This is a genomic window from Bacillus cereus group sp. N31, from assembly GCF_016483245.1.
In the GTDB taxonomy this organism is placed as follows: domain Bacteria; phylum Bacillota; class Bacilli; order Bacillales; family Bacillaceae_G; genus Bacillus_A; species Bacillus_A toyonensis.
This window is the reverse complement of the sequence record NZ_JAEHCH010000018.1, coordinates 119,182-129,087: the sequence shown is the minus strand read 5'-3', so window position 1 is coordinate 129,087 and position 9,906 is coordinate 119,182. Positions and strand designations below refer to the sequence as shown.

The following is a 9,906-nucleotide window of genomic DNA, read 5'->3' as shown; positions in this document are numbered from 1 at the left end:
TGTTGGTGATGTACTTGTTGTTGGTGATGACCATGATGGCTGTGTTGACCTTGATGGTGGTGATGACCATGATGGCCTTGTTGACCTTGATGGTGGTGATGACCGTATATGACTTGCGGATACCCACCTACTCCTCCTGCTACAACACCTACTCCTGGTACAGGGAATCCTGTCTGTCCCCCTCCAACGAAAGAAGGAAATGTAGTTGGTACTCCTACTGGAATTCCAGTTTGTGCGCCAGCTACTGATGTCGGAAATCCTCCCGTTAACGTTGGAAATCCAGTTTGCATGCCTGCTACTGATGTTGGAAATCCTCCATGTGCTCCACCCATCCAGCTCGGAATTCCACCGTATCCTTGTTGCCCTGCTCCTCCCATTAACATCATTTGTTCATAACTATCCGATCCACCTCCGAAGAAGCCATGCGGTGCATTATTGTCCATCCCTTTCATTCCTTTCACCCCTTGTTTTCAATTTAACCTACCTTTTGTATCATATTTCCTAGTTAAAAATAGGTGTTTGTCTGCATAAGAATTCCTCACCTTTTTCCTCATTCATGATAGAATCAATTGACTAATTATTCTTTCTCCACTTTAAAAGGAGGCATTTCTATTGAGAAACGTTACAAAAGCTTCAAACGACAATTTAGATTCAATCTTACATATAGATATTGATGTAATTGGAGACGATAGTAGACGAAATTATATTAAACACGCTATTGATAAGGAGCAATGCATCATTGTAAAAGAAGACAATTCTATTTTAGGTTTTCTGACGTATGATACGAACTTCTTTGGCTACACGTTCCTCTCATTAATTATTGTTTCGCCAACAAAAAGAAGACAAGGTCATGCAAGCTCATTAATCTCCTATATGTTAAGTAATTCTCCTACTCAAAAAATATTTTCTTCAACGAACGAATCGAATACAAATATGCAAAAAGTTTTTAAAGCGAATGGATTTATGCGTAGTGGAATAATTGAAAACCTAGATGAAGACGATCCAGAAATTATTTTCTATATAAAAAAGCCCAGAGCATAAAGGCTCTGAGCTTTTCTTTCATTCATTAGTTTGCAACAACGTTAACAAGTTTTCCAGGAACGACAATTACTTTACGAACTGTTTTTCCTTCGATTTGTTCTTTAATTGCTTCAAGTGCAAGTTGTTCCATTTCTTCTTTTGATGCGTCTTTACTCATTGTTAATTTTGCGCGAACTTTGCCCATAATTTGAACAACGATTTCAACTTCATCTTCTACAAGTTTAGACTCATCAAATGTTGGCCAGCTTGCATATGTGATTGTTTCATTGTAACCAAGCTTGCTCCAAAGTTCTTCCCCGATATGAGGTGCAACTGGTGCAATCATTTTTACGAAACCTTCTACATATTCTTTCGGAAGTGTATTAGCTTTGTATGCATCGTTGATGAATACCATCATTTGAGAAATCGCTGTGTTGAAGCGAAGCTCTGCATAGTCTTCTGTTACTTTCTTCACTGTTTGATGGTAAGCTTTTTCAAGCTCTTTATTTGGTGCATCAGTAATTTTCTCACTTAATTCACCGTTATCTTGAACGAATAGGCGCCATACGCGGTCTAGGAAACGACGAGCTCCGTCAAGACCATTTTCAGACCAAGCGATTGAAGCATCTAATGGTCCCATAAACATTTCGTATAGACGAAGTGTATCTGCACCATGGCTCGCTACGATATCATCAGGGTTTACAACGTTACCTTTTGATTTACTCATTTTCTCGTTGTTTTCACCTAGAATCATACCTTGGTTGAATAATTGTTGGAACGGTTCTTTCGTTGGAACTACACCGATATCATATAATACTTTATGCCAGAAACGAGCATATAGTAAGTGAAGTACAGCATGCTCTGCACCGCCGATATAAATATCAACTGGAAGCCATTGTTTTACTTTTTCAGGATCTACAAGTGCTTCGTTATTGTTTGGATCCATGTAGCGTAGGTAATACCAACAGCTACCAGCCCATTGTGGCATTGTGTTCGTTTCACGACGACCTTTTTTACCAGTTTCAGGATCAACAACATTTACCCACTCTTCGATGTTAGCTAGTGGTGATTCCCCTGTACCTGAAGGACGGATGTTTTCTGTTTTCGGAAGAACTAACGGTAATTCTTCTTCTTTCACAGCTGTCATTGTGCCATCTTCCCAATGGATTACTGGAATTGGCTCACCCCAGTAACGTTGACGGCTAAATAACCAGTCACGTAGACGGTACGTTACTTTTTGATTTCCTGCACTTGTTACTTCAAGCCATTCAATCATTTTTGCGATTGCTTCTTCTTTATTTAAGCCATCAAGGAATGCTGAGTTTACGTGTGCACCATCACCTGTGTATGCTTCTTTCGTAATGTCTCCGCCTTTTACAACTTCCTTCATTGGAAGATTGAACGTTGATGCGAATTCATAGTCACGCTCATCGTGAGCTGGAACCGCCATTACAGCACCTGTTCCGTAAGTTGCAAGAACGTAATCAGCGATCCAGATTGGTAATTTCTCACCGTTTACTGGGTTAACTGCGTAAGCACCAGTGAATACACCAGTTTTCTCTTTCGCAAGTTCTGTACGCTCTAAATCACTCTTCATTTTTACAGAATTAATGTAAGCTTCTACAGCTTCTTTTTGCTCAGCAGTTGTAATGTCAGCAACAAGTGCATGCTCTGGAGCAAGTACACAGTAGCTTGCACCGAATAGTGTATCAGGACGCGTTGTGAAAACTGTGAATTTTTCATCTGTACCGTCGATGTTGAAGTGTACTTCTGCACCTTCAGAACGACCGATCCAGTTACGCTGCATATCTTTTAAGCTTTCCGGCCAATCAAGCTCATCTAGATCTTCTAATAGACGATCTCCGTAAGCTGTAATTTTTAACATCCACTGTCTCATCGGACGACGCTCAACCGGATGCCCACCGCGCTCACTCTTACCATCAATGATTTCTTCGTTTGCAAGTACTGTACCAAGCGCTGGACACCAGTTTACAGGTACTTCATCAACGTAAGCTAAGCCTTTTTCAAATAGTTTTAAGAAGATCCATTGTGTCCACTTGTAGTAGTTTGGATCCGTTGTATTTACTTCACGATCCCAATCATAAGAGAAGCCTAATGCTTTAATTTGATTACGGAACGTATTAATATTAAGCTCTGTAAATTCTGCCGGGCTGTTTCCAGTATCAAGTGCATATTGCTCTGCTGGAAGACCGAATGCATCCCATCCCATTGGATGAAGAACGTTATATCCTTGCATACGCTTCATACGAGATAAAATATCTGTCGCTGTATAACCTTCTGGATGTCCTACGTGTAAGCCTGCACCTGATGGATATGGAAACATATCTAGTGCATAAAATTTTGGTTTTTCTGTCTCATCTGGCGTACGGAATGTTTTATTCTCTTCCCAATATCCTTGCCACTTCTTCTCAATTTCTTGATGATTAAAGCTCATGAGATACCCTCCTTGAAATTCTATTTATTTTCACCGCCCAAAATACAAAAAACCTCTCATCCCTAGAAAGGGACGAGAGGTTATAGATTCCCGCGGTACCACCCTAAATTAATGTAAAATATACATTCGCTTAGATCCGTAACGTGGATTAACGGCAATTGCTACTATTAGTTTCACAACTGCAACTCAAAGGCGAGTTCATAACGAAACGTGGATTGACTTGCACCGACCGTCAACTCTCTAAACCAGCTTCTATTACTACTACTCCTTTTCACTGTTATTACAAATATGAGTTAATTTAAATATATTCTAAAACATGTTACATGTTCCGTCAAACTAAACTGCAATTTTTTCTTCAACTGTTTCTTCTACTTTTACTCGTTTGTCATAAATGCTCGTTGCTATAAACGCTACTACAAGCATTACCATGATCGCGATAAACAATACTTCCATATTGTATAAATCAACAATTGCTCCGCCAACGACTGGTCCGAACATTTTCCCTACAGTCGCCGCACTATTTACGACCCCTTGATAAAATCCTAATTTATCTTTCGGTGCAAGTATATTTGCAATGGTCGGAACCGCTGGCCATACGAATAACTCACCAATCGTTAATGTTACCATCGCAACGAGGAACATCGTAAATTGCTGCGCTTGACTTAACACAATGAATGAAGCCGCAAAAATGAAAATCCCAATCATAATTTGTTGTTTTAAAGAACGCTTCATCCAGCGAATTAGCATACTAACGAGCGGCTGCGCACAAACAATCATCGCTCCGTTTATCGTCCATAATAAACTATAGTGACGAAGGCTAATATTTAATTCTTGCATATGTGTTGCAATCGCCCCTTGCCACTGTACGTATGTAACCCAGCATAAAGCATATGCTACACACACAATAAGAAGTGCTTTGAATCCCGGTGTAAGTGACCACCCTTTTTTGGTTTCGACTTCTTTTTGTACCTCTGACCCTTTTTTGTCTTCCATACCACGGAATCCAATAAAAGCAATTAAGAAGAAAACAAAGTATAAAATAAAGTTCGCTAAGAAAATATAATCAAAACGATACGACGCAACTAAACCACCGCACGCTGTTCCAATCGCAATACCAACGTTTTGTCCAACATACATCGCATTAAATGCTCGTCTTCCGCCCTCTGGCCAAACTGTACCAACCATCGCATACATCGATGGAAAGACCATTCCAGAACCAAAGCCAATTAATGCTAGCCATACAACATATAACGGCCAACCGTGGAAGAACACAAGACCTAAAATCGATACGAGTGTAATGACAATTCCTACTAAAATTGATTTATAACCGCCCCATTTATCAAATAAAACACCGCCGAGCAAGTTTCCGATTACACCAGTAAGCGAGTTGATCATTAATACCATTCCAGCCACTGATAAAGATTTCCCTAGATGATCATGCAAATAAATTGTATTAAAAGGCCATAAAAAAGAAGCACCCGTGACATTAATAATCATCCCAGCTACTAATAGCCATACTTTCCTTGGCATATTCTCCCCTCCTATTCTATTTTTTTCGTTCATATATAACAGTAAAATTGTAGTCGTTTTTAAATAGGAAGGCAACTGATTAATAGTTGATGAAATTCAGATAATGGTTTATCGGTAAATGAAATTATATTGATTGCTTCTTGGATTATATCAGCGATTATTAGAATATATCGACTTACCGACAAAAAATGACAACAGTAACAATATATAAAAGGGTAGACTGCATGAAATTTTCATGCAGTCTACCCTTGTTTGTACTATCCAACTTCTTTTTCTCGCTTCGCACGTTCTTTAGCGCTCCATTTAAATATTTTATCCAACAGAGAGTATATCCTCCCAGACTCTTTCGTTAATAAAGGTCCTAACGATGCCAATATTAACACGTATAAAGCTGAAAATGGTTTAATCGTCGCCATTAAGCCGCCCGCAATTCCAATATTCGCGACAATAATGGAGAATTCTCCACGTGATACAAGCGTTAATCCGATATTCGTAGATGCCTTATGTGATAACCCTGCTTTACGTCCCGCAGCCATTCCAGCGATAAAATTACCGATGAGAGTAATGAAAACTGCTCCTAAGGCCAACCACACGGCTCCTCCAAGAGAAAATGGATCTATACTTAAACCGAAACTGAAAAAGAATATAGCTCCAAAGAAATCACGAAACGGAACGACAAGATGCTCGATTCGATCACTATGCTCCGTTTCAGAAAAGACAAGCCCTAATAATAACGCTCCAATCGCCTCAGCAACATGAATCGTTTCTGAAAAACCAGCCACAAAGAATAAAATAGCGAATATTACGATAATAAAAATTTCATTAGACGAAATATCTAATACTTTATTTAGGAACGGCGTAGCTTTTCGAGCGATTATAAAGAATAATAACATATAGCCTACTGCGATTAAAACAGATGTAAGAGCACCTATAAATGACGTTGCCCCTCCGAGTACTAACCCTGAAACAACTGACAAATATACAGCTAAAAAGATATCATCAAACATAATGATTCCTAAAATTAGCTCCGTCTCTTTATTACCAGATCGCCTTAAATCAACAATTACTTTTGCGACAATTGCACTCGAGGAAATTGTTATGATTCCGGCAATAATTAATGTTTCTAATAAGGGGAAACCCATTATATATCCGTAAAGCAAACCTAATATAAAATTAAGCGATATATGAACAGTTCCCCCAAAAGCAATCGACTTTCCGGATTTAATTAATTTTTTTATTGAGAATTCTAAGCCTAAATAGAATAAGAGGAATATGACGCCAACACGGCCGAGGAAGGAAATTACTTCTCCGCTTTCAATAAACCTTAAATCGATAAGCCCTAAATCTGGGGCATGAGGCCCCACTAGCATACCAAGTATAATGAGAAACGGAATAATCGAAAACTTTAACTTTGCAGCGAGGATAGCTGCAAAAGCTACTAATACTAACGCAGTTCCAACTTCAAAGACTAAAGTATCCATCGATTATGAGTCACCTCCCGCTGAAAGCAACTCATTAATAATTCTCTTCACTTCATGTCTTTCACCCGATAATACGAGCATATCACCAGCCTCAATGATAGAATCTGGACCTGGATTGAAAAATTTCTTCATATTCTTTTTCAAAATAGCAATGATTGTTACGTTATATGTTTTTCGAACATGTAAACTACCAATTGTCTTTTGTACGACTGGTGCGTTATTTTCTATTTTAAACCACTCAATTGATAATCCTTCAAAAGCCATCTCAATCGTGTCTAACGCTTGTGGCCTATAGACCATTCCGCCTAATATAGCCGCAATTTGTCTCGCTTCAGAATCGCGAAGAGAAATGCTTGAAATACTCTCATCATGATCCACATCAAAATGATACATTTCTCTTCTTCCATCATCATGAATAACGATAACCATTTTTTCATTACCTTTCGTAATTACTTCAAACTTACAACCAATACCCGGAAGTTCACTTTCTCTAATATTCATATTTTCCGCCCCCTAAAATTTTTAGTTACGGCTTTTACAAATCTACATCGATCTCCGTTTTAAACTTTTCATCTTTTGAAATACCTAAATATTTGAGCGTTTCTGATGGCGTTGCGTGATGGAAATGTTTTTGCAGTAGCGCAATCGCTATTCCTCTTTTGTACGCGTGAAACCCAAATGTTTTTCTCATTGAATTCGTTCCAATCTTCCCAACAATTCCAACTGCTTCCGCAGCATTATGAATCACCCGATAAGCTTGTTGACGCGTAATTGAATTTGTCGTTTTATTAGATTGAAATACGTAGTTTTCTCTTTGAGCATCAAAAGATTGTACGTACGCTAAAAGCGCTTCCTTTACTTTTGTATTTAAATAAATATCTTGTTTAAATTTTTCATCTTTCACAGGAAGAGAATAAAACTCTTTAGCAGTTCCATCTTCATTTAATACATCTTCAAACTTCATACTAAGGAGCTCAGTAATTTTTAAACCCGTGTTAATTCCAATAACGAATAAAAGATAATCTCGCTGGGAATGCTCTTTCAAATATTTTTTCATAGCCTCAATTTGGCTTATATCTTTTAATGCCTCTACAACTTCCATACATGTATTCTCCTCATCTTATGAACGGTAATTTTCTCATCATGTTGTCCATTTTACCTTATCATGCTATGAGAATTCCATGTATTATCCATTTCCTTTTAAATTTTTTACACTATACAATTGAAGCGATATACTTTAATGCATCTAAAAATTCTGGATATTTATGATTTGGAAACTTATTATTGTAAAAATACGTTGCGGTTAGAAAAATAACGAGGGATAAAGATGAAAATAGTAAAACTTCTTTGGACCTTAGCGCTATACTTATAACTTCAAATAAAGATACATCTTCTTTCTGCAAGTTGGATTCCTCCTTTCATTTCCTGCTACTTTATATGTTTAGTTTATGTTACTTAATTATATTCTATAATACAATTAAGTAACATATCAATGTTTTTCGTTATTTTTTCTGAAAATAACAAAAATACCGAGCGCCCTATGCTCGGTATTTTTGTTATTAGTCCTCTTTCGGAAGAACAATTCCTTTATACAATTGAACTGTAATGAAGTAATAAATCGCATAAATAACTACGAAAATTACGATTGGTACCCAAATACGGAAGTACGGATCGATTAAAATAAATCCGAAAATATTCATACCAACTAATACGTGAGCGATACCCACAATTGCTGGGAATAAGAATACTAAGAATAACTCTTTATAAATCGATTTCGTTAATAATTCACGGCGCACACCGATTTTACGAAGCATCTGATAACGCGTAATATCTTTTGATGCACCAGAAAGAATTTTAAACATAAGACAGCTTGCCATCATTGCTAAGAACGCAATTCCAAGGAAGAATCCCATAAATACTGTTCCACTCGCAATGCCGTAGAATCCACTATAAGCTTGATATTTACTATCCATTTGTTCAGCTTTTACATTTTTATATTTATCTAGCTGCAACTCGTCAAGTTTTTTCCATTCTTTTTTATATGTTAAAAAATCATCTGTTTTTCCAATAAATGCTATACCTTCTTTACCATTTATCCCATCGTACATTTTTTGATCTACAATTTTAATTGCATGATCATTGTATAAATAATATGGATGGATTGTACTAAAAGCATCTATCCATTCCGCCGAAAGTTCTTTAGCGTTCGCATCTTTTTCATTCATTTCTCTAGAAACTGCACCTACCGGTAGTTCCTCTGAAACTTTCTTCGTATTCACTAAATCTTTCATCGACTTCATATTTGACATATCTTTTATTAAAGGACGATTTTTTTCTAAATCTTCTTTTACATAATAAACGTATTTACCATCTACTTTGTAACGATATTCGTTTTTCTCTTTAAATGTAATACCGTCTAAAATCTTCTTTTCTTCAGCTGTTGGGTTATGAACTACTGAATCATATATTACTAAACCATCTACCATTTTTATAACATTATTTTTAAACGCCATACCACCTGAAATTGCACCCGCTCCAAGAGCAACTAACATTGCTACTGTCGCAAGCACTTTCGTTAAACTATTAATACGGAAGTTTAATTGTGCAAAAGTAAAAGCGTTAAGCCCTTTTTCGCTTCGTTTTTTATTACTTTTTAACTTTTTAATAATAACAGGAAGAAGCGATCCAAATAGCATGTAAGTACCAGCTGTTGTTGTAATTAATGCAATAAGGATTCCCATTTCTCTTAGCTTTTCCATATAAATCATTGATGCATAGCCAATACCTAATAAAATAACCGCAAGGAATGCAACTAAACCTGTCATTTTTCCTTTTACTGCAACACGTTCTGTTTGTGCGTCTGCATGTACAAGTTGCAATACAGAAATACGTGATAATTTAATACTGTTCATAATTGCTGATAATACAAATAGCGCAAAGAAGAAGATGCAAGTAACAGTCATGGATGGTAAATAAAATGCTTTATAACCTTCACCCGCAAATTCGAGTTGTTTCATTAACAACTGACCAATACCTTCAGCAAGTCCTACACCAACTGCAAGTCCAATCGCAAGAGACGCGGCACCTAATACAATTGTCTCAATAAACATAAGTAATGTAACTTTATGCTTTTTTGCTCCTAACATCATATACATACCAAACTCTTTTTGACGAAGTGATAGTAAGAAAGAGTTCGCATATAAAATATAGAAGAAGGTTATAATTGCTAATAAAAATGAACCTGCTTGGAATACGAATCCAATTGATTTAATAACTGAGTTAGATTCGATAAACGCTTCATTCAGCGCTAACGTTTGGAACATATAAAAAATTGAAATCGACATGACAAGACCAACAAGTAAGACGATATAATCTTTCAGCTTACTTTTTAGCCCTGACATGGAAAGTTTGAATAACATG

8 protein-coding genes, 1 pseudogene and 1 other annotated feature are annotated in these 9,906 nt (G+C 36.9%); of the genes and pseudogenes, 1 reads left to right on the top strand and 8 read right to left on the bottom strand.

The window, feature by feature from the left end:
* Window positions 1–452: pseudogene (locus JDS81_RS20800) on the bottom strand (VrrB protein); the annotation flags it as partial.
* Window positions 453–612: 160 nt separating this feature from the next.
* Here JDS81_RS20800 and JDS81_RS20795 point away from each other — a divergent pair.
* On the top strand, window positions 613–1,041 hold the full coding sequence (locus tag JDS81_RS20795) for a GNAT family N-acetyltransferase (protein WP_001246768.1): 429 nt from the start codon (window positions 613–615) through the stop codon (window positions 1,039–1,041).
* A gap of 25 nt (window positions 1,042–1,066) precedes the next feature.
* Here the strand turns inward: JDS81_RS20795 and leuS are convergent, their stop codons facing one another.
* From leuS to JDS81_RS20760, 7 genes are all read right to left on the bottom strand, one after another.
* On the bottom strand, window positions 1,067–3,475 hold the full coding sequence (gene leuS / locus JDS81_RS20790) for a leucine--tRNA ligase (protein WP_097837489.1): 2,409 nt from the start codon (window positions 3,473–3,475) through the stop codon (window positions 1,067–1,069).
* Between the two features lie 65 nt (window positions 3,476–3,540).
* Window positions 3,541–3,759, bottom strand: a binding site (T-box leader).
* Between the two features lie 52 nt (window positions 3,760–3,811).
* Window positions 3,812–5,005, bottom strand: coding sequence for an MDR family MFS transporter (locus tag JDS81_RS20785; protein ID WP_097953521.1), 1,194 nt, complete (start codon window positions 5,003–5,005; stop codon window positions 3,812–3,814).
* Between the two features lie 257 nt (window positions 5,006–5,262).
* On the bottom strand, window positions 5,263–6,486 hold the full coding sequence (locus tag JDS81_RS20780) for a cation:proton antiporter (protein WP_000380430.1): 1,224 nt from the start codon (window positions 6,484–6,486) through the stop codon (window positions 5,263–5,265).
* Window positions 6,487–6,489: 3 nt separating this feature from the next.
* Window positions 6,490–6,987 (bottom strand): cation:proton antiporter regulatory subunit, encoded by a 498-nt coding sequence (locus JDS81_RS20775; protein WP_001026058.1) that lies wholly within the window; start codon window positions 6,985–6,987, stop codon window positions 6,490–6,492.
* A gap of 34 nt (window positions 6,988–7,021) precedes the next feature.
* Window positions 7,022–7,588 (bottom strand): tyrosine-type recombinase/integrase, encoded by a 567-nt coding sequence (locus tag JDS81_RS20770; protein ID WP_000454203.1) that lies wholly within the window; start codon window positions 7,586–7,588, stop codon window positions 7,022–7,024.
* A gap of 112 nt (window positions 7,589–7,700) precedes the next feature.
* Window positions 7,701–7,889, bottom strand: coding sequence for a hypothetical protein (locus JDS81_RS20765; RefSeq protein WP_097953522.1), 189 nt, complete (start codon window positions 7,887–7,889; stop codon window positions 7,701–7,703).
* 156 nt (window positions 7,890–8,045) lie between these two features.
* Window positions 8,046–9,905: an FtsX-like permease family protein gene (locus tag JDS81_RS20760; protein WP_097953523.1), complete on the bottom strand. Its 1,860-nt coding sequence runs from the start codon at window positions 9,903–9,905 to the stop codon at window positions 8,046–8,048.
* Between the last annotated feature and the right edge of the window lies 1 nt (window position 9,906).